Genomic DNA, 20,023 nt, shown 5'->3' on the forward strand with positions numbered 1-20,023 from the left:
GCTGCTTTACTCGGCCGGGTGCGCCACGCCGTCGATGTCGGTCATGGCCCGCTCCAGCAGGTCGGCCGGCAAGCTTTTGCTGGCCCGGGCGCCCAGGAGCTTGAGCTGCTCGCTACGGCTGACAAGATTGCCCCGACCTTCAGTCAGCTTGTTACGCGCTGCTGCGTAGGCTTTATCCAGCTGTTGCAGGCGGTTACCCACTTCATCCAGATCCTGGATAAACAGCACAAACTTGTCGTAGAGCCAGCCGGCGCGCTCCGCGATTTCACGGGCATTCTGACTCTGGCGCTCCTGCTTCCAGAGGCTGTCGATCACCCGTAACGTGGCAAGCAAGGTGGTCGGGCTCACGATCACGATATTGCGATCAAAGGCCTCCTGAAACAGGTTCGGCTCGGCTTGCAATGCCGCCGAAAATGCCGCCTCGATCGGTACAAAAAGCAGCACAAAATCCAGGCTGTGCAGCCCTTCCAGACGCTTGTAGTCTTTGCCGGCAAGGCCCTTTACATGATTGCGCAGCGACAGCACATGCTGCTTGAGCGCCGCCTGCCCGATCACGTCGTCATCGGCACCGACATATTGTTGATACGCCGTCAGGCTGACCTTGGAGTCGACGACCACCTGCTTGTCACCCGGCAACATGATCAGAACGTCTGGCTGAAAACGCTCGCCATCCGGGCCCTTGAGGTTAACTTGGGTCTGGTATTCGCGGCCTTTCTCAAGCCCTGCATGCTCCAGAACCCGCTCCAGAATCAGCTCGCCCCAGTTGCCCTGGGTTTTCTGGCCTTTCAAGGCTCGGGTCAGGTTGGTCGCTTCATCACTCAGGCGCAGGTTCAACTGCTGCAGGCGCTCCAGCTCTTTACCGAGGGAAAAGCGTTCGCGGGCTTCCTGCTGATAGCTTTCTTCGACGCGCTTTTCAAACGACTGAATGCGTTCTTTGAGGGGGTCGAGCAATTGCCCCAGGCGCTCATTGCTGGTTTCGGCGAAGCGTTGCTCGCGCTCGTCAAAGATCTTGCCCGCCAGTTCGGCGAATTGTGCGCGCAACTCATCCCGTGAACCCTGCAGGTCGCTGAGGCGCTGCTGGTGACTGTCCTGCTGTTCACGCAATTCGGCAGCCAGGGCGGACGCATGGGCGTCCAGGCGACGCAACTCGACTTCTTTCTGGTTACGCTCAAGGTTCCAGGCATGGGCAGCATCACGCCCATTGTCGCGCTCCAGCTGCAACAACTCGACTTCCCGGCGCAACGCAGCCAGTTCGGCCTGTTTGGCCGCGTTGGCCTGGCCCAGATCGCTGACTTCATCGCGGCAGGCATCCAGCTGGGCACTCAGGCCTTCCTGGGCCAGCTGCGCCATGCTCAGACGCTCATTGAGCAGTGCAAGCTCGGCGTGATGGGCGCTGGCACGGCGCTGCAATTGCCAGATAAACGCCAACAGCGGTACGCCCGCTACTGCCAGGCCAAGCAACAGACGGCTCAGATCCAGAGCCATAAGCCCTCCACACGAGGTAAAAGAGCAAGGTTAACCAAGAGACGGCGTCGAAGACAGTTCAGTCTGCGATCTTGTTCAGTTCCTGCTGCGCAAGACGGTCACCGGCACGGGCAGCCTGACGCAACAATTCATGGCCGATTCGCTGATCACGGGCGCTGCCGCATTCGCGGCACATCAATTGCCCCAGACGGCTTTGAGCGAGCACTACGCCTTGGCGGGCAGGCTGTTTCAGCAAATGGCCGGCCACGTGTTTGACGCTCGGGTTAGCCCCCAGACGAGGGTTATCCAGCAACCAGATAGCGACCCGCAAAGAAAAGCGTTTGGGAGCTTCGGTGGGCGTATTGAGGCGAGTAACAGAGGAAGTAGCTGTGCGGAACTTCATACGACACTGTAGGGCAGAACGGAAGGCGCGCCACTCTACTCCTTTTTTCGTTTGGGTAAAGTCGAAAAAAGTCTACACCCTTGATCTAGAGCAAGCGCACGGGACAATCCACAGATCCTGTGGATAAGTCAGTGGACAACCTTGCTTTAACCCTCGCAAACGCCCACCCAGCGGGGCCTCGGGTCAAACTGACGATTTTTTCACCAATTAAAAAAAACGATGTTTTTCATTGACTTAAATTTACCGGACAGGCTAAGAGCACTAGCGCACGGGTATTTGTGCTGATTTTGTCATCAGCACTGCAAATGTGCACAAGTTCACATTCAGCGCAAGAATACGGACCGCTAACGGGCAAAATTGGTGGCTAAACGCACCGCAACGGCGCGTAGTTGAAGGCGCTCCCTGATAGCCATGGGCTTTTTGGAGGGTGCTGGCGAATTGTCAAAAATCGACTAGGGCTTTCCCTTCCAGGGCCGCACAACCCTCCGGTTACATGAGCGCCTGCATAGGGCTACATAAAGTATTTTTGCTAACACACTTGCGTTTAAAAATTCAACCCGTTAGTATCCTCGGCGTTAGTACCAAGCTGAAAGTCAATTCGGGCCGAACAAATCCCCCCAGCCACCTTCCCTAAAGCGAAGAAGCGCTGATAAAACGGGATCGACCCCCTCGATGGTTTCCAGGTAAATCTTGCGACGATACGGCCTCTGCAAAAACGCACAGGGTATCGCGAAGTTCTTTTACTCTGACCGAACCAACCTGCAAATTGATCAGGATCTTCACCCGGAGCACGGAACCTTAGCTCCTGTTGTGATTGCCTGCCCTCCTAAGTACCTACCTGCCAGCCCAAGCGCCACATAATTAATGCGCTCCAACTGGCGGCTTTGTTCCAGTCAGGTTCTTCGTCCAGCCAAAGAATGGCTCGACGTCACTGGAACGTTTTAACGCAGCACGGATCTTATCCGTGTCATTTGTAGGAACACCTAATAACTATGTCTACTCAAATCCATACTCAGGATGCCATTCGCACCCTAACCAACGCCTTTGCCCCAATGAACTGCCTGATTATGGCCGCTCGCAAAGGATGCTTCAGCTTCACTCTGGTCAACGAACACGGTATCGCCCGCCACAGCGAACGCCTGTACCCCGATCAATACTCCAGCGCAGCACCGCTGCAAGCTGTGATCGAGCGTACTCGTCAGGCCCTCGTTGCCTGAAAGCTTGAGCGTTACACAACAAGCCCTGCCTGATCCGCAGGGCTTTTTGTTGGCTGCTATTTAAGAAACATTCGGCATTGCTTAAGTCCTTGCGGATATATAGGCAACAGGTCGAAGCTTTAAATGTTTTAAAAACATACCGTTACAGCAAAGATATGACACTACACTTCAACTTAAGCGGCACAACCCGCTTCCGGCGATCCCTTTCGATTCACTGCTGCCAAGCTCTGGGTATCGCTGGTCATTTTCAGGCCTCGAGGACTTTATGGGTATCGCTGCCAGGGAGTTGAGCCTTTACGTGATTCGGCCAACGCTTCTTTATCTGGGTCAGGACAATCCGGATGCGGAAGCTTTGTTGCTAGGTATTGCAGCCAGCCAGTCAAATTTGGGGTCGGCCCTGCATGACCGTCGAGGTCACGGCCTTTACTGCATACGCGAACCACGCCATGCCGCCCTGTGGGATGAATATCTGGCCCACGACCCGGACTTGGCGAGTCTGGTTCGCGGACTGGCCAGTCAGCATGCGTTCCTGTGCAGCCCCCACCTGGAGCTCACAGTTAATTTACGTTACGCCACCGCTATTGCCTGGCTGCTGGTCGAGCAGCAGAAAATAGCCATTCCTGCAGCCGACGACCTGTTGGGCATGGCAAGAATCTGGCGCCAAGCCTTTGAACCACATGGACGTTTGCGCGATTTCGCCCATGCTTGGCGCACCTGTGTTTCACCTCTCAACCAAGTTGCTTGAGATTTCCACCAACTGCAACAATCCAAAAATAGCCTGAAACCGGTCGGATTGTCCTACAAAACATCGCTATCTTCTGCGATTTAGCCTATAGCGCTTCAACAAAAATGTTGGTAGTTTTCGTCCGGTGATCAAAAGGAGTTCTAATAATGAAAAAAGTAATGCTCAAGACCACACTTGGCCTCGCCGTCACTTTGGCTTCCAGCCAGATTTTCGCTAGTGGCTTCGCCCTCAACGAACAAAGCGTTAGCGGTATGGGGACCGGTTTCGCAGGTCGCTCATCTTCTGCCGATGATGCAAGCACCGTTTTTGGTAACCCTGCCGGTATGTCCCGCCTCAGCGGCCAGCAAGTAACTGGCGGTATCGCTGTTATTGATGCTTCGACCAACATCAAGGATGCAAGCGGCAAATACCCTGGCACCAACAAAGGTGACATGGTTCCGTTCACTGGCGTTCCGATGGGCTTCTACACCAACAAGCTCAATGATCAGTGGGCTGTAGGCTTTGGTGTTTATGCACCTTTCGGCCTGGTCACTGACTACGAAGGCGGCTTCCAGGGTCGTGCCTTCGGCAAGAAAAGCGAAGTTAAGGTTGTCACCCTGCAACCTACCGTCAGCTATGCATTCAACGACAAGGTTTCGGTGGGCTTCGGTCCAACCTTCAACCGCATCAGCGGCACCCTGGAGTCCGACCTGACTGTTAACCCAGCATTTGGCGACACCAATGTAAAAGTCAAAGGTAACGATACGGCTCTGGGCTTCAACGCCGGTATTTTGGTGCAAGCGACCGACACCACCCGCCTTGGCCTGACCTATCACTCCAAAGTGAGCTACAAACTCGAAGGCCACACCAATGTCACGGCAGGGACCGGTATCCCTTCGTCATTGATGAAAAGCAATCGTTATGACGCCTCGCTGAAAATCGACACTCCAGAGTCCTGGGACCTGTCCGTCACTCAAGACCTGTCTGACGCCTGGAAGCTCTACGCCGGTACCACATGGACCCGCTGGAGCCGCCTGAAAGACATCACCATCAACAACGAAGGTGTTAGCCCGGGCGCTTCGGGTGGAGTTGGCGCACAACTGTTCGGCACCATCAAGGAAGAACAAAACTGGCACGATACCTGGGCATACGCCATTGGTACCTCTTACCAGTTGAACAAGCAGTGGGTACTGCGTACCGGTCTGACCTGGGACCAGTCGCCTACCAACAATGAAAATCGCTCGCCTCGCATCCCAACAGGCGACCGTACGATTTTCAGCCTGGGTGCCGGTTATGCCGTCAACGAGAACCTGACCATTGACGCTGCTTACTCCTACCTGAAGGAAGAGTCGGTCAAGGTTCACGACAAGAACCAGCTTAACGAATACAGCGCCAAGTACGAAAACAGCGCTAACGGTTTCGCTGTAGGTGCAACCTACAAGTTCTGATTCTCCGCGAGGCTAAACCCCTCGCCTGCTGAATCAAAAAAATCCCCGCTCTCGTTACCGAGGCGGGGATTTTTAATGGCTGCGATTCAGGGCTTTGAAGCAATGGCTTTATCAATAGCCTCGATCAATTCCGGGTTATCCGGCTTGGTCAAACTGGAAAAGCTGGCAATCACATTGCCCTTGCGATCCACCACGTATTTATAGAAGTTCCATTTCGGCGCACTGCTCTGCTCGGCCAGCACCTTGAACAGGTGTGTCGCATCAGGTCCGCGCACATGCTGCGGATCGATCATGGTGAAGGTCACGCCATAGTTGACGTAACACACTTTGGCCGTCTCTTCGCCATCTTTGGCCTCTTGCTTGAAGTCATCCGAGGGCACGCCGATCAGCTCCAGCCCCTGGCCCTTGTAGCGCTGATTCAACGCTTCCAGGCCCTTGAACTGCGGGGCAAAGCCGCAAAAACTCGCGGTATTGACGATCAACAGCGGTTTACCGGCAAAGCGCTGGCACAGATCAATCGATTCCTTGGCGCGCAACTTGGGCAGCGAGCCCTCCAGCAAGGGCGGGCAATCCGCCGCCCAAACCGGACCTGCGCAGGCCAACAGCAGTACAGGCATCGCAATCCAGCGCTTAAGCATCATAAATGTCCTTCAAAAATAGGCAGGCACAGAACTTACTAACCCGGTGCCGCACTAGCAAGCACCCATACCTAACTGCATCAAAGCCAGTCCGCCCTGATGCCAGCCCCACCAGATCAGGGCCAGCAACAAAGCACCGGCACTGGCTACACCGAGCCATATCCAGGTTGAATTCACCCCATACTCCCCTGCGCCTGCAAACGCGCCACCGGGCGCTCGTGCACCGGCCAGTTCAAGGCAGCCGCCAACAGGCTCAACAGAATCGAAACCTGCCAGATCAGATCGTAGCTGCCGGTTTGATCATAGACCACGCCGCCCAGCCAGCCGCCCAGGAAAGCCCCCAGTTGATGGAAGAGAAACACAATCCCGCCCAGCATCGACAAGTTACGCACGCCAAACATGGTCGCCACCGTGCCATTGGTCAGCGGCACTGTCGACAGCCACAAAAAGCCCATGGCCATGCCAAACATATACGCGCTTAACTGGGTCACCGGCGCCCACAAGAACAGCACGATCACCACTGCCCGCGCCAGGTACAACCCGGTCAGCAGGCGCGGTTTTGACATACGCCCACCGAGCCAACCCGCGGTGTAAGTGCCGAAGATATTGAACAGACCGATCAGTGCCAGAACGGTCGTACCCACTGTTGCAGGCAAGTGCTGATCCACCAGATAAGCCGGCAGATGAATGCCGATAAACACCACCTGGAAGCCGCAGACAAAAAAACCGAAGGCCAGCAGCCAGAAACCGGAGTGCGAACAGGCCTCGCGCAGCGCCTCCTTGAGGGTTTGCTCCCCGCCAAGACTTGGCATCGGTCGATCCTTGAGCATGCTCACCAGCGGCACGATCAGCGCCACCAACACGCCCAACACCAAAAGCGCCGCCGACCAGCCGAGCCAGCCAATCAGGCCAAGTGTGCCGGGCAGCATCGCAAACTGGCCGAAAGAACCTGCCGCGCTGGCGATCCCCATGCCCATGCTGCGTTTTTCCGCTGGCAATGCGCGACCGACCACACCCAGGATCACCGAAAACGATGTGCCCGACAGGCCGAGACCGATCAGCAGCCCCGCGCTCAGCGACAGTGACAAAGGTGAGTCAGACATCCCCATAAACAACAGCCCCACGGCATACAGCACGCCGCCGACGATCACCACCTTCGCGGCGCCAAAACGGTCCGCCAGTGCTCCGGTAAAGGGCTGGGCCAGGCCCCAGATCAGGTTTTGCAGGGCGATAGCAAACGCGAACACCTCGCGCCCCCAGCCAAACTGCGCACTCATGGGCGGCAGAAACAGCCCGAAACCATGCCTGACACCTAAAGACAACGCCAAAATAAGCGCGCTACCAAGAAGCACCCAACCGCTGTTGCGCCACACCGTTGTCATTGTTGTTCTCCGGGAGCGGGTATATACCCATTTATAGTCGAACGACTGACCTTCAGTCAGTACCCGCCAGTTCATCCAAAAGTTGTAGCAGTTGTGTGCGCTTGGCTTCCCCCAAACGATCCATCAAACGCTGCTGTGCAGCCTCCCAGGCAGGCAAGGCGGTCGCCAGACAGTCCTCGCCGGCCTGGGTCAGGCAGAGCAGACGATTACGCTGGTCAGCCCCTTCAGTCATCTTCAGCAGGCCTGCGCCCTCAAGTACCCGCACATTGCGCCCCAACGTACTGCGATCCAGCCCCATGGCTTGCGCCAGGCTGGAAATACTCGGCTGGTCAAGACGCTTGAGATTGCAGAGCAAAGAATACTGGGCAACGTTGATCCCGAAGCCATCGAGAGCGTCGTCGTAATGCCTGCTTACGCCGCGTGCCGCACGTCGCAGATTGGTACATAAACACTGAGTTGGTAACATTTCGTATGTATATACCCGCAATAAAACAGAATCAAGATTTAAAAGAGAACTGACTTATTAGTGGGAGCAGCGCCAACCCCACCAGCATCAACACTTCAAGCAACTCCAGCAACGCCCCTGCCGTATCCCCGGTGGTGCCGCCCAATCGGCGCATCATCACCCGGCGCAGCCAGACAAAGCCCACAGCTGCCAGCGCCAATGCCCATAACCCGGCATACCCAAGCAACAACACACAAGCCAGAGCACTGAGCCCCAACACCCACCAGCCCGCCTTGCGCGGCAGATGGTCGGCCAGCGACTGGCCCAAACCGCCAGCGCGCACATAGGCGGTGGTCAGGAACACAGCCAGCAAGGCACTGCGCCCGATCAGGGGCACGATCAGCAACACAGCGCCATTGTGCTGCTCAAGCAACGCCAGCAGCGCACAAAATTTAAGCAACAACACCAGCACCAGCGTCACCACCGCGATCGGCCCACTGCGGGGGTCTTTCATGATGGTCAGGGTGCGTTCGCGATCGCCAAAGCCTCCCAACCAGGCATCGGCACTGTCCGCAAGACCGTCCAGATGCAGCCCGCCACTGAGCAATACCCACAGCGTCAGCAGCAAGGCGGCGTGCAGCATCAAGGGCGCACCCGCTAGCAGGGCATTGGCGCCCCACAGCAGCAGACCGAACAACAACCCCACCAGCGGATAAAACAGCAACGAACGCCCCAGTTCCTGAGGCTTGGGCATACCCGACAGGCGAATCGGCAGGCTGCTTAAAAACTGCAAGGCAATCCAGAACGGCAACATCACGCAACGACCTCGTTCAACTGGCCATCTGCACCGACCTTCAAGCCAAACAGCGCACCGTGAATGACCGGCACTTGCAGCAACTGTTCGCGAGGCAAGCCACGGGCCTGGGCCAGCAGCAGTTTCATCACCCCGCCGTGACAGACCACCAGCACCCGCTCGCCGTCATACAACGCCTGCAAACGACCGACAGCTGCTACAACTCGTTCAGAAAAATCCAGAACAGGCTCACCCGCAGGCGGTGTGAAGCCATAGGGGTCAGACCAGAATGCCCCGAGATCCTCGGCATTGGTCTCCATCAACGCGGCGGTGCTGCACCCTTCCCACGCGCCAAAATGAAGTTCTTGCAGGTCTTTGTCGAAAGACACCGGCAGACCGAGTTGTGCACTCAACTCCCGTGCAAACAGCGCACAACGTTGCAGCGGCGAGCTGACAATACGATCCCACGGCCCGCGGCCCTTGACCGACTCGCGCATTTGCGTCCAGCCCAGTGCCGTCAGGGCGTCATCCAGGCTGCCGCGCAAACCGCCACCCAGCTCGGTTTCGCCATGGCGCAACATATCCAGTAGCACTGTCATGCCGGACGGTCTGCCACAGCAGCTTCGGCAAACGTCGCCATCTGGCCGTGAAGGTCGCACGCCAGACGTATCAGCGGCACAGCCAGCGCCGCGCCGCTACCTTCGCCCAGGCGCAGGCCCAGCTCCAGCAACGGCTCGGCCTGCAAGCTTTGCAGCACTTGGCGATGCCCCTGCTCCGCTCCGCGATGGCTGAATATCAGCCACTGACGGCACTCGGGGTTCAAGCGCACGGCAACCATGGCCGCGACAGTGCAGATAAAGCCATCGACCACGGCCACGATGCCTTCCTGGGCGCAGGCCACGTAGGCACCGACCAGGGCTGCAATCTCAAAACCGCCCAGGCGGAACAGTGTTTGCAGCGGATCGTCGAGGTGACCGGCATGTAACGCCAGCGCCCGGTCAATCACCTGCGCCTTATGGCTGACGCCAGCCGCATCCAGCCCCGTACCGGGCCCGGTCAACTGCGAAGCCGGGCAGTCAAGCAACGCACTGGCCACGGCACTCGCAGACGCCGTGTTGCCGATGCCCATTTCGCCGCCAATAAACAGTTCACTGCCCGCTGCCCGAGCCCGCAACACACTGTCGCGCCCCGCCTGCAGGGCCTTTAAACCCTGGCTGTCGGACATCGCAGGGCCCGTCGCAAAATTGGCCGTACCCGCACCCAGCTGCAAGTGACGCACACCCGCCAGCTCCAGCATCGGCGTCACCGTGCCCAGGTCCACCACATCCAGCTGCGCGCCCAACTGACGGGCCAGCACACTGATCGCCGCGCCGCCGCTGACAAAGTTGTGCAGCATTTGCCCGGTGACCGCTTGCGGGTAGGCCGAAACACCTTCGGCGACTACGCCATGATCACCGGCGAAAATGGCAATCCACAACTGATCGACCCGGGGTTTGAGCCGCCCCTGCAAACCGGCCAGTTGCACCGCCAGCGCCTCAAGCTGCCCCAGCGCGCCTGCAGGCTTGGTCAACTGCTGCTGACGCTCGACCGCTGCCGCCTGCATGTCACGATCTACGGCCTTGCATGGGTTCAGCCACCACGGAGTATTCATAGTGCAGTTCCTTTCAACGTCAGGGGCAGGCCCGCCACCGTCAGCACCACTCGCTGACAGCGCTCGGCCAGGGCTTGATGCAACCAACCGGCTTCATCGACATAGCGGCGAGTCAATTCGCCCAGCGGCACGACACCCATTCCGGTTTCGTTGCTGACAAACACAATTTCGCCCGGCAGGTCCGCCAGGCACTGCAGCAGCGCGTCGCGCTCGGCGTTCAGGCGCTGCGGGTCTTCCAGCATCAGCAGGTTGGTCAGCCACAGGGTCAGGCAGTCCACCAGCAGGCAGGTATCGGTGCGGGCGTTTTCACGCAGCACGCGGGCCAGCTCGATCGGTTCTTCAATCAACGCCCAATGGACGGGGCGGCGCTCGCGATGATGTCGCACGCGCTCGCTCATCTCGCCGTCCAGCGGCTGGCTGGTGGCGACATAGGTAACAGTGCAGCCAGACTCGGCCGCGAGTTTTTCAGCCAGGCGACTTTTGCCCGAGCGGGCACCACCCAAAATCAGTTGCAGCATTTTGTTAAACCTCTAGAGATGCAGCGAAACTCCTGTGGGAGCGAGCCTGCTCGCGAAATCGCGCTGTTCGCGAGCAGGCTCGCTCCCACAGTTTTAAATCCCGCAGAGTTCGCGCAAATAAGCCGTATCCAGGTGGTTTTCCACCAGATCCGCCAGCCGCTCGATATCCCGTTCGCGCAGGGCGTGATAGTCCACTTCTTGCACATCCTGCAGACCGGCCCATCGCAACAGCGCACTGCAAGCCGCAGGTGACTCGAACAGACCATGCAGGTAAGTGCCGAGAATTTGCCCGTCGGCACTCTGCGCACCATCACAACGCCCGTCGTCCAGGCACACCGCCGGCTGCTCCAGAGCCACACCGGTGGTCACGCCCGCGTGGATTTCGTAGCCGCTGACTGCGGCGTTTTCCAGGGTCAAATGCCCGCGCACATTACGCAGCTGCTTCTCGGCCGCAAGCTCGGTACTGAACGCCAGCAAGCCCAGGCCGGCACTGGAGCCCGCAGCGCCTTCAAGCCCCAGCGGGTCGTGAACCTGCTCGCCCAGCATCTGCAAGCCGCCGCAAATCCCCAGTACCTTGCCGCCGTAACGCAGATGACGGCTGATGGCCGCATCCCAGCCATTGGCACGCAAGTACGCCAAGTCGCTGCGCACGCTCTTGGAGCCGGGCAGGATGATCAAATCAGCAGCCGGAATCGGCTGACCCGGCCCCACAAATTGCAAGTCCACTTGCGGATGCAGGCGCAGCGGGTCGAAGTCGGTGTGATTGCTGATACGCGGCAGTACCGGCACGACCACCTTCAGCACCTGCTCAACCTTGTCGGTCTGGCGCTGGTCGATACCGTCCTCGGCCTCCAGGTGCAGGTCCATCACATAGGGCAGCACGCCGATCACCGGCTTGCCGGTACGCGCTTGCAGCCAGTCGAGGCCGGGCTGGAGCAAGGCGATATCGCCGCGAAAACGGTTGATGATGAAACCCTTGACCCGCGCCTGCTCGGTTTCGGACAACAGTTCCAGGGTGCCCACCAGATGCGCAAACACGCCGCCGCGATTGATATCGGCGATCAACACCACCGGGCAATCCACGGCTTCGGCAAAGCCCATGTTGGCAATGTCACCGGCCCGCAGGTTGATCTCGGCCGGCGAACCGGCGCCCTCGACCATGACCACCGGATACGCGGCACTCAAACGCTGGTGCGAGGCCAGTACCGCCTGCATGGCGATAGCCTTGTAGTCGTGATACGCCACCGCATTCATGCTGGTCACGGCGCGACCGTGAATAATCACCTGGGCGCCGGTGTCGCTATTGGGTTTGAGCAGCACCGGGTTCATGTCCGTGTGCGGCGCCAGCCCGGCCGCCTGGGCCTGAACCGCCTGGGCGCGGCCGATCTCGCCGCCCTCGGCGGTCACCGCGCTGTTGAGCGCCATGTTCTGCGGTTTGAACGGCACCACGCGTACGCCCTGACGGGTCAGCCAGCGGCACAGAGCCGTGACCAGCGTACTTTTACCGGCATCGGACGTAGTGCCTTGCACCATCAACGTGCTCATGAAACTTCCTTGGAATACGCCAGCAACGCCTGCTCCAGCCGCAGCCAGTGCGCCTCATTGGCGGGCAGCCCAAACCGCACGCTGCTGTTGTGGGTAAACAGGCGCAGCAAAATGCCACGCTGCGCCATGAATTCATACAGAACGTCCGCGTGGGGCGTGATCAGCCACTGGAACAGCGCACAGCCGCCTTGTGGCGGTAAATCATGCAGCTCCAGCAAGCGCTCCAGGCGTCCGCTGGCCAGCTCGCTGCGCTCACGCTGACGGGCATGGCCTTCGGTGTCGAGCAGGCAGGCCAGCCCCACGATCCGTGTCGGCCCGCTGACCGCCCAGGGCCCGACCTGCTCGGCCAGCAGCTTGAGCAGCTTCAATTCAGCGAGCACAAACCCCAGGCGCACCCCGGCCAGACCAAAAAACTTGCCGAAGGAGCGCAACACAATCAGTCCGGTACGCTGGCTCTGTGCGGCCAGGCTCAGCTGTGGCGTGTTGTCCATGAAGGCTTCGTCCACCACCAGCCAACCACCGCGCTGCACCAGCCGCGCATGCCACTCCAGCAAACGCTCGGGCGACAGGCTCGCCCCGGTGGGGTTGTTGGGGTTGACCACCACCAGCACGTCCAGGGTGTCGAGATAGAAGTCGACCTCCTGTTCCATGATTTCACGCACGATATGGCCACTGCGCCGCCAGGCATGGGCATGCTCGGCGTAACACGGCGACAGCACGCCGACCTTGCCACTGCGGCGCAAACGCGGCAGCAGCTGGATGGCGCACTGTGAACCCGGCACCGGCAATACATTCAGCGCGCCGTAATAATTGCAGGCTGCTTGCTCGAGGCCATCGTCGGTTTCGGGCAAACGCGCCCAGGCACGTTCGGGAATCGGGGGTGTCGCAAAGGGCCATGGCGCCAGCCCGGTGGACAGATCCAGCCATTGGTCCTCGGCAATCCCGTAATGCAACGCGGCCTTGCGTAACCGCCCGCCGTGCTCAAGCATAGAATTCACTCCACACGCACAGGACCAGCAGCCACAGCCACACGCCCCGCTGCACCAGTTGCCAGCCACGACCAATCGAATCGGCATCCGCCGGCACACCTTCACCCAGTTGCGGGCGCTCGTGCAGTTCGCCGTGATAGATCGCCGGCCCGCCCAGCTGTACACCCAGCGCACCGGCGCCCGCAGCCATGACCGGGCCCGCGTTGGGGCTGTCCCACTGCGGTGCCTGTTTACGCCAGCACTTCAAGGCCAGTCGGGTTTTACCCAGCAGGGCGTAAGTCAACGCCACCAACCTTGCAGGGAAGTAGTTAAGAACATCATCGATACGGGCGGCAGCCCAGCCAAAACGCTCAAAGCGTTCGTTGCGGTAGCCCCACATCGCGTCCAGCGTATTGCTCAATCGATAGAGCACAACACCCGGCGCACCGGCCACGACAAACCAGAACAAGGCGGCGAACACCGCATCGCTGCCGTTTTCCAGCACCGATTCGGTGGCGGCACGAGCCACTTCGGTCGAGTCCAGCTCGCTGGTCTGACGGCTGACCAGGTAACCGACCCGCGTACGGGCTTCGTCCAGGTCGTTGCTGCGCAAGGCCTCTGCGACCGGTTTGACGTGTTCACCGAGGCTGCGCATGCCCAGTGCGCAATACAGCGCCAAAATATCCACCAGCCAGCCGAGATAGGGCATCCACGACAACGCGGTGGCCAGGATCGTGAGCGGCAACACCGCCAGCACCCAGGCCGTCACGCCATGGCTGCGCCAGCCACGACCACCCGAATTGAAGCGCTGCTCGATGCGCTCGGCCATGCGGCCAAACGCGACCAGCGGATGCCAGCGCCTGGGTTCGCCGAACAACGCGTCCAGCGCCACCCCGGCGACGCACAGTAACGCCACACTCATGGACTTACTCCCCAATAATTCTCATACACCAATTCACTCAGCGGGCGCGCTTGCGCCCACCCTTCCAGCACCAGCATGGGCGCCGGATAAAAGGCTTCAACCGGGCCCAGACACAATACCGCCAGAGGTTTGGCCCCGGCGGGCAAACCCAGCAGGGCGGCCAGTGCCTCAGGCTCGAACAACGACACCCAGCCCATGCCCAAACCTTCGACGCGGGCGGCCAGCCACAGGTTTTGAATGGCACAGGACAATGACGCCATGTCCATTTCCGGCAGGGTACGGCGGCCAAAAATGTGCTTTTCGCGGTCATCCATCAACGCCGCCACCAGCAACTCGGCACAGTCGTTGATGCCTTCGACCTTAAGCGTCATGAATTCATCGGAGCGCTGGCCCAGCGCTTCGGCTGTGCGTATGCGCTCGGCTTCGACCAGACCTTGAATCTTGCCGCGCAGCTCACGGTCAGTGATGCGGATAAACCGCCACGGCTGCATCAGCCCCACACTCGGAGCCTGATGCGCCGCTTCCAGCAACCGTGACAACAGCTCGGGCGCCACGCTGCCGCCGCTGAAGTGCCGCATGTCGCGGCGCTCGGCAATCGCGCGGTAGACGGCCGCACGCTCCTGAGGGCTAAACGCGTTGTCGGTCATGGCGCCTTCACGGCGCAAGGCGCCAGTAACGCGGCAATGGCCGGGGGGTTGGACGGGAAATAAAAGTGCACGTAAGACGCGGTCATCCGCCCCTCGCGATACACCGCTTCAGCGCCGCGCCCGCCGTTGGGGCTCAGCCCCCGTGCAATGGGCTCAAGTTCTGTGCTGGTCAGCGAGTGATGGTAGGTGTGACCGCGCAACAGCCCTTCGGGCATTTCCACGGCCTGCAAGGCTAATGCGGCCAGACGCTTTTGCATCGTCGCCTCCCCTGCCAGCAAGCCCACCAGTTCGGCACGCTGCCCCCCGACATCGGTCAAGGCATCCAGCAAGTAGAGCATGCCGCCACATTCGGCCAGCAGCGGTTTACCGACTGCGTGGTGAGCACGAATCGCCTCAAGCATCGGCGTATTGCGCGACAGTTCAAGGTGATGCAGTTCGGGGTAGCCGCCAGGCAAGTACAGGCTGTCTGCCTCTGGCAAACAGGTGTCGCGAATCGGCGAGAAAAACACCAGCTCAGCGCCCATCTCCCGCAGCAGGTCAAGACTCGCACCATAAGTGAAGGCAAACGCCTCATCCCGGGCCACGGCAATCCGCACCCCGGCCAGCAATGGCTCGACCACGACCGGCGCAGGCGCCGAAAACTCGACCGCCGGTGGCAGCGCTACCTCACAGGTGCTGGCCAAGGCATTGGCTGCCGCATCGAGGCGTGCATCCAGATCGTTCAGTTCGCTGGCCTGCACCAGGCCCAGGTGCCGGCTCGGCAGCTCGATCCCGGTCTCGCGGGACAATGCACCGTACCAGCGCAAACCTTCGGTCAGGCTGCCTTCGAGCAACTGCGCATGGCGCACGGTGCCGACCCGGTTGGCCAGCACCCCGGCAAACGGCAGGTCGGGCTGATAACGCGCCAGGCCCAGGGCCAGCGCACCAAAGGTCTGGGCCATTGCAGTGCCATCAATCACGCCCAGTACCGGGACGCCAAAATGCCGCGCCAGATCTGCACTGGACGGCGTGCCGTCGAACAGGCCCATCACGCCTTCGATCAGGATCAGGTCAGCTTCACCGGCGGCTTCCCACAGTAGACGGCGGCTTTCATCCGCGCCCACCATCCACAAATCCACTTGATAAACCGGCGCACCGCTGGCGCGCTCCAGAATCATGGGGTCGAGAAAATCCGGGCCACATTTGAACACCCGCACCTTGCGCCCCTGATTGCGATGCAATCGGGCCAGGGCGGCGGTAACGGTGGTCTTGCCCTGACCGGAGGCCGGTGCGGCGATCAACACCGCCGGGCAATGACGTGACGCTCTCATACTTCAACACTCACAATTCGATGCCTTTCTGGGCTTTGATCCCGGCCTGGAAGGCGTGTTTGACCACACCCATTTCGGTCACGGTATCGGCCAGATCAATCAGTTCGGGTTTGGCGCCGCGCCCGGTGACCAGCACATGCTGCATCAAAGGGCGGGCTTGCAGGTCGGCGAGCACCTGCTCAAGGTCGAGGTAGCCGTGCTTGAGCGCGATGTTCAGCTCATCGAGCACCACCAGCCCGATTGACGGGTCACGCAGCATCTCGCGGGACACTTGCCACGCGGCTTCGGCGGCGGCGATATCGCGCTGGCGATCCTGGGTTTCCCAGGTAAAGCCTTCGCCCATCACGTGGTAACGCACCTGCTCGGGGAAGCGGCGGAAGAAAACCTCTTCACCGGTGCTGTTGCGACCCTTGATGAACTGCACCACGCCGCACTGCATGCCGTGGCCCATGGCCCGGGCCAGCATGCCAAACGCCGAGCTGCTTTTGCCTTTGCCATTGCCGGTCAATACCAGCAGCAGCCCGCACTCATTGGGTGAACTGGCGATACGCTCATCCATGACGGCTTTTTTGCGCAGCATGCGCGCCTGATGACGTTCGTCGCGTTCGGGGGATTCGTTCATGGCAGCTCTCCGTTGGGGCTCAAAAATGCACACGGGAGGCGGGGGGATACTCAATAAAACGGCACGCCCTCGCCCGCCGCGAGGATGCTGGATGGATCAGGCCGGTCTCCGGGCTCATGAGCGGTTTAGTCCCTTGCGGGACACACCCTGACCACGCGCCTTCCCGTGAAGAAACACAGTGGCACTCAGCGTGGCGTTGACTCATTTACCGTTGCGGGGGCAGCGCCGGGATCATGGCGGTTGTGTGGGTCAAACACGCCCTCACCGGCTTCCCTGTTTCACTCTATCGGCCTATGGCCATAGAGCACCTGAAACAAGCCGCGAAGGTTAGAGGGTTGGGGGTGGAGCGTCAATTAAAGGTGGCACCAGCCGGTTTTATAGAAGACTCGGAGTCTGAACCTTTAGACAGCTACGCTTCTCTATGACTAAACAAGACCAGAACCCTATGGAGATTCACATGCTCAAGCGTCAGCACGCGGCTGTCATCGTACTTGCGGCAGGTTTGGCCGCCTGTGGCGAAACCTCGACCTTGCAAGTGAGCGATGGCACGGGGCCCTCGCCGAAACTGCCCGAACCCAACAAGACGCTGATCCCCACCGTCAATATCGCCCCCGCCGTAGGCTGGCCGGCCGGTTCCACCCCGGTTGCCGCCCAGGGCTTGAAGGTCGCCGCCTTCGCCGAAGGCCTGGACCATCCGCGCTGGCTCTATGTATTGCCCAATGGCGATGTGCTGGTGGCCGAAACCAATGCGCCGCCCCAACCGGATGAGGGCAAGGGAATCAAGGGCTGGATCGCTGGAAAAATCATGGGCCGCGCCGGGGCCGGGGTGCCAAGTGCCAATCGGATCACGCTGCTGCGCGATGCCGACCACGACGGCGTCGCTGAAACCCGCACGGTATTTCTCGACAACCTCAACTCACCTTTTGGCATGACTCTGGTGGGCAACGATTTGTATGTTGCCGACGCCGACAAGCTGCTGCGCTTCCCCTATCAGGCGGGCGAGAACAGCATCAGCGCCGGGCCTGTCAAAGTTGTCGATTTGCCGGGCGGCCCGCTGAATCATCACTGGACCAAAAACGTCATCGCCAGCCCCGACGGCACAAAGTTGTATGTGACCGTAGGCTCCAACAGCAACGTGGGCGAGAACGGGATGGACAAGGAGCAAGGCCGCGCCGCGATCTGGGAAGTTGATCGCGCCACCGGCAAGCACAGGATCTTCGCCTCGGGCCTGCGCAACCCTAACGGCATGGACTGGGAACCCAAGACCGGCAAACTCTGGACAGCGGTCAACGAACGCGACGAAATCGGCAGTGACCTGGTGCCCGATTACATCACCAGCGTGCAGGACGGCGGCTTCTATGGCTGGCCCTACAGCTATTACGGGCAGCACGTGGATGTGCGGGTCAACCCGCAAAACCCGGAGCTGGTGGCCAAAGCCATTGCCCCGGATTACGCCGTGGGCCCGCACACTGCGTCCCTGGGCCTGAGTTTCGCCCGGGGCAGCAAGCTGCCCGAGTTTACTGAAGGCGTCTTTATTGGCCAGCACGGCTCCTGGAACCGCAAGCCGCACAGCGGCTACAAGGTCATTTTTGTGCCCTTCGCAGACGGCAAACCTGCCGGTATGCCAATCGACGTGCTGACAGGCTTCCTCAACCCGGACGAAAAAGCCATGGGCCGGCCAGTGGGCGTGGTCATCGATAAACAAGGGGATTTGCTGGTGGCCGATGATGTCGGCAACAAGGTTTGGCGGGTGTCAGGCAAGTAAACAGGCGGGGTCATCAACTGCGCAAGCGAGCTTGCGCAGGTTTGAATCTGCTTTACGGGTTGTGCGCCAGATGCTGCTCGGTGGGCAGCACGCGCTTGGCGTTGAGGTAGGCTTTTTGCCAATAGGCCTTGTTCAGGCTGTCCAGTTTGACCGTACCGCCCGTGGCCGGGGCATGTACAAAGCGGCCTTCACCCACGTAGATCCCGGCATGGCTGACCTGAGAACCGCCATTGGTGGCAAAAAATAGCAAGTCGCCGGTTTGCAGCTTGTCCTGACCGACACTTTGCGCCTGCATCACAATCATTTCGCGGGTGGTGCGCGGCAATGAAATGCCCGCCGCGTCGTTGTACACGTACTTGATCAGACCACTGCAATCAAAACCTGAATCCGGGGTGTTGCCACCCCAACGATAAGGCGTGCCAACCAAACCCAAGGCGCGAAAAAGCACATCAGCCGCTATGGGCGAAAACTCTTCACTGGGATTGACGAACACCGCCGTTTTTTTCACCACAGGGGGTGGCGGGGTATGGCTGGCGCAAGCACTGAGCAGTGCTGCTAAAGTCAAAAGTGCAACGCGGGCCATGGTCGACATAAACAGAATGTTCCTGATTCTGGATACGGCAACTCTGGCCGCGAAACCCGAAACCGCGTCAGGGGGCACCTTCGCGGTTTCAGGAATTTAACAATGCGACTGAATTCTAGCTGTTAGCAACAGAACTTCAAGTAAGACATTAACTTTACTTGCGGGCTACTACGCTCGAAGGAGCCATCGCCAGGGCGCGTTTGGCCTCGATAAAGGTCTTGCTCCAGTAGCTGTCACCCAGGTTATCAATCCGGACACCCCCGCTGCGGCGGCTGCTGGAGTGGATAAACTGGTCATCACCCAGGTAAATCCCGGCATGGCTGACACGGCCACGACCATTGGTGCTGAAGAACAGCAAGTCACCCGGCTTGAGGTTGTTTCGTGCGACCAACGGTGCTTTCACGTTGATCATTTCACGGGTCGAGCGTGGCAGCTGCATGCCCGCTTCTTCTTTGAACAGGTAGCCGATGAAGCCGCTGCAATCGAAGCCAGCCTCAGAGGTGCCGCCAAAACGGTAACGCGTACCGATCAAGGACATGCCGCGCTCAAGAATGCTGTCAGCCAAAGCCGGCAATTCGTAAGGTTTGCTGTTCTCGGAAAACTGAGCCAGTTCTTTTTCGGTTGCCAGTTCTTCCTGATAAAGAGCGGAAGATTGCGATACCGAAGATGACTTTTGAACCTGCTGATCGACAACTTGTTGCGACACAGGAGTGTGGGCAGCACAGCCAAACAACAGGGTAACGAGTGCGAGGGGCACGAGGGGTGCGAAGCGCTTTAGCATGGGCACGACCGTGGCTTGTAAGAAAAGTAGCCGAGACTATGCCTTCTATGATCCTCATTTGCAAATTCAATCGATCTAAATGTGACTCGGGGGGTTTCCCAATACATCTAAGGCTTTACACCCCTGACAATCGATTTTGCGCGCCCAACCACGCTGGCGCGCGGGTTTTCTGGCGCCTGAAAACCGCCAAAAAAGAT

At 59.5% G+C, this 20,023-nt stretch carries 21 protein-coding genes and 1 riboswitch; of the genes, 4 read left to right on the forward strand and 17 right to left on the reverse strand.

Annotated features, from left to right (window positions below; translation table 11 throughout):
• Window positions 1-6: 6 nt before the first annotated feature.
• Together ACZRMS_RS08230 and ACZRMS_RS08235 are read right to left on the reverse strand one after the other, a co-directional pair.
• Window positions 7-1,371 (reverse strand): DNA recombination protein RmuC, encoded by a 1,365-nt coding sequence (locus ACZRMS_RS08230; RefSeq protein WP_463995076.1) that lies wholly within the window; start codon window positions 1,369-1,371, stop codon window positions 7-9.
• A gap of 172 nt (window positions 1,372-1,543) precedes the next feature.
• The gene (locus ACZRMS_RS08235; protein ID WP_463994909.1) at window positions 1,544-1,867 is read right to left on the reverse strand and encodes a sel1 repeat family protein; all 324 of its coding nucleotides are present in this window, start codon (window positions 1,865-1,867) and stop codon (window positions 1,544-1,546) included.
• A gap of 992 nt (window positions 1,868-2,859) precedes the next feature.
• Here ACZRMS_RS08235 and ACZRMS_RS08240 point away from each other — a divergent pair.
• The 3 genes from ACZRMS_RS08240 to ACZRMS_RS08250 all read left to right on the forward strand — a co-directional run bounded on the left by ACZRMS_RS08240 (window position 2,860) and on the right by ACZRMS_RS08250 (window position 5,256).
• On the forward strand, window positions 2,860-3,084 hold the full coding sequence (locus tag ACZRMS_RS08240; protein WP_048358860.1) for a hypothetical protein: 225 nt from the start codon (window positions 2,860-2,862) through the stop codon (window positions 3,082-3,084).
• A gap of 265 nt (window positions 3,085-3,349) precedes the next feature.
• Window positions 3,350-3,829, forward strand: a complete 480-nt coding sequence (locus ACZRMS_RS08245; RefSeq protein ID WP_463994910.1) for a hypothetical protein — start codon at window positions 3,350-3,352, stop codon at window positions 3,827-3,829.
• A 146-nt stretch (window positions 3,830-3,975) separates the two neighbouring features.
• Window positions 3,976-5,256: an OmpP1/FadL family transporter gene (locus ACZRMS_RS08250; protein ID WP_463994911.1), complete on the forward strand. Its 1,281-nt coding sequence runs from the start codon at window positions 3,976-3,978 to the stop codon at window positions 5,254-5,256.
• An 86-nt stretch (window positions 5,257-5,342) separates the two neighbouring features.
• On the opposite strand, the gene ACZRMS_RS08255 is transcribed toward ACZRMS_RS08250, so the two are convergent.
• The 13 genes from ACZRMS_RS08255 to cobO all read right to left on the reverse strand — a co-directional run bounded on the left by ACZRMS_RS08255 (window position 5,343) and on the right by cobO (window position 16,697).
• On the reverse strand, window positions 5,343-5,894 hold the full coding sequence (locus tag ACZRMS_RS08255; RefSeq protein WP_463994912.1) for a glutathione peroxidase: 552 nt from the start codon (window positions 5,892-5,894) through the stop codon (window positions 5,343-5,345).
• Between the two features lie 173 nt (window positions 5,895-6,067).
• Complete coding sequence (locus ACZRMS_RS08260; protein WP_463994913.1) at window positions 6,068-7,276, reverse strand: MFS transporter; 1,209 nt, start codon at window positions 7,274-7,276, stop codon at window positions 6,068-6,070.
• 52 nt (window positions 7,277-7,328) lie between these two features.
• Window positions 7,329-7,742, reverse strand: a complete 414-nt coding sequence (locus tag ACZRMS_RS08265; RefSeq protein WP_463994914.1) for a MarR family winged helix-turn-helix transcriptional regulator — start codon at window positions 7,740-7,742, stop codon at window positions 7,329-7,331.
• A gap of 31 nt (window positions 7,743-7,773) precedes the next feature.
• Window positions 7,774-8,535: an adenosylcobinamide-GDP ribazoletransferase gene (locus ACZRMS_RS08270; protein WP_463995077.1), complete on the reverse strand. Its 762-nt coding sequence runs from the start codon at window positions 8,533-8,535 to the stop codon at window positions 7,774-7,776.
• Window positions 8,535-9,113: an alpha-ribazole phosphatase family protein gene (cobC, locus tag ACZRMS_RS08275; protein WP_463994915.1), complete on the reverse strand. Its 579-nt coding sequence runs from the start codon at window positions 9,111-9,113 to the stop codon at window positions 8,535-8,537. The genes ACZRMS_RS08270 and cobC overlap by 1 nt, the downstream gene beginning before the upstream one ends.
• Complete coding sequence (gene cobT, locus ACZRMS_RS08280; protein WP_463994916.1) at window positions 9,110-10,165, reverse strand: nicotinate-nucleotide--dimethylbenzimidazole phosphoribosyltransferase; 1,056 nt, start codon at window positions 10,163-10,165, stop codon at window positions 9,110-9,112. Before cobT ends, cobC begins: the two co-directional genes overlap by 4 nt.
• A complete protein-coding gene (gene cobU / locus ACZRMS_RS08285) occupies window positions 10,162-10,683 on the reverse strand; it encodes a bifunctional adenosylcobinamide kinase/adenosylcobinamide-phosphate guanylyltransferase (RefSeq protein WP_463994917.1) in 522 nt (173 codons plus the stop codon). The genes cobT and cobU overlap by 4 nt, the downstream gene beginning before the upstream one ends.
• A gap of 93 nt (window positions 10,684-10,776) precedes the next feature.
• On the reverse strand, window positions 10,777-12,228 hold the full coding sequence (locus ACZRMS_RS08290; protein WP_463994918.1) for a cobyric acid synthase: 1,452 nt from the start codon (window positions 12,226-12,228) through the stop codon (window positions 10,777-10,779).
• Window positions 12,225-13,217 (reverse strand): threonine-phosphate decarboxylase CobD, encoded by a 993-nt coding sequence (gene cobD / locus ACZRMS_RS08295; RefSeq protein WP_463994919.1) that lies wholly within the window; start codon window positions 13,215-13,217, stop codon window positions 12,225-12,227. The genes ACZRMS_RS08290 and cobD overlap by 4 nt, the downstream gene beginning before the upstream one ends.
• Window positions 13,210-14,118: an adenosylcobinamide-phosphate synthase CbiB gene (gene cbiB, locus ACZRMS_RS08300; protein WP_463994920.1), complete on the reverse strand. Its 909-nt coding sequence runs from the start codon at window positions 14,116-14,118 to the stop codon at window positions 13,210-13,212. Before cbiB ends, cobD begins: the two co-directional genes overlap by 8 nt.
• The gene (gene bluB, locus ACZRMS_RS08305) at window positions 14,115-14,765 is read right to left on the reverse strand and encodes a 5,6-dimethylbenzimidazole synthase (RefSeq protein ID WP_463994921.1); all 651 of its coding nucleotides are present in this window, start codon (window positions 14,763-14,765) and stop codon (window positions 14,115-14,117) included. Before bluB ends, cbiB begins: the two co-directional genes overlap by 4 nt.
• Window positions 14,762-16,075 (reverse strand): cobyrinate a,c-diamide synthase, encoded by a 1,314-nt coding sequence (locus ACZRMS_RS08310; protein WP_463994922.1) that lies wholly within the window; start codon window positions 16,073-16,075, stop codon window positions 14,762-14,764. Before ACZRMS_RS08310 ends, bluB begins: the two co-directional genes overlap by 4 nt.
• A 10-nt stretch (window positions 16,076-16,085) precedes the next feature.
• On the reverse strand, window positions 16,086-16,697 hold the full coding sequence (gene cobO, locus ACZRMS_RS08315; protein ID WP_463994923.1) for a cob(I)yrinic acid a,c-diamide adenosyltransferase: 612 nt from the start codon (window positions 16,695-16,697) through the stop codon (window positions 16,086-16,088).
• A gap of 82 nt (window positions 16,698-16,779) precedes the next feature.
• Window positions 16,780-17,024: riboswitch (cobalamin riboswitch) on the reverse strand.
• Window positions 17,025-17,154: 130 nt separating this feature from the next.
• On the opposite strand from cobO, the gene ACZRMS_RS08320 reads away from it, so the two are divergent.
• Window positions 17,155-18,462 (forward strand): PQQ-dependent sugar dehydrogenase, encoded by a 1,308-nt coding sequence (locus tag ACZRMS_RS08320; protein ID WP_463994924.1) that lies wholly within the window; start codon window positions 17,155-17,157, stop codon window positions 18,460-18,462.
• A 52-nt stretch (window positions 18,463-18,514) separates the two neighbouring features.
• Here the strand turns inward: ACZRMS_RS08320 and ACZRMS_RS08325 are convergent, their stop codons facing one another.
• The gene (locus ACZRMS_RS08325; protein ID WP_463994925.1) at window positions 18,515-19,054 is read right to left on the reverse strand and encodes a C40 family peptidase; all 540 of its coding nucleotides are present in this window, start codon (window positions 19,052-19,054) and stop codon (window positions 18,515-18,517) included.
• A gap of 145 nt (window positions 19,055-19,199) precedes the next feature.
• The gene (locus ACZRMS_RS08330; RefSeq protein WP_463994926.1) at window positions 19,200-19,826 is read right to left on the reverse strand and encodes a C40 family peptidase; all 627 of its coding nucleotides are present in this window, start codon (window positions 19,824-19,826) and stop codon (window positions 19,200-19,202) included.
• Window positions 19,827-20,023: the final 197 nt, after the last annotated feature.

The organism is Pseudomonas sp. B424, from assembly GCF_055408345.1.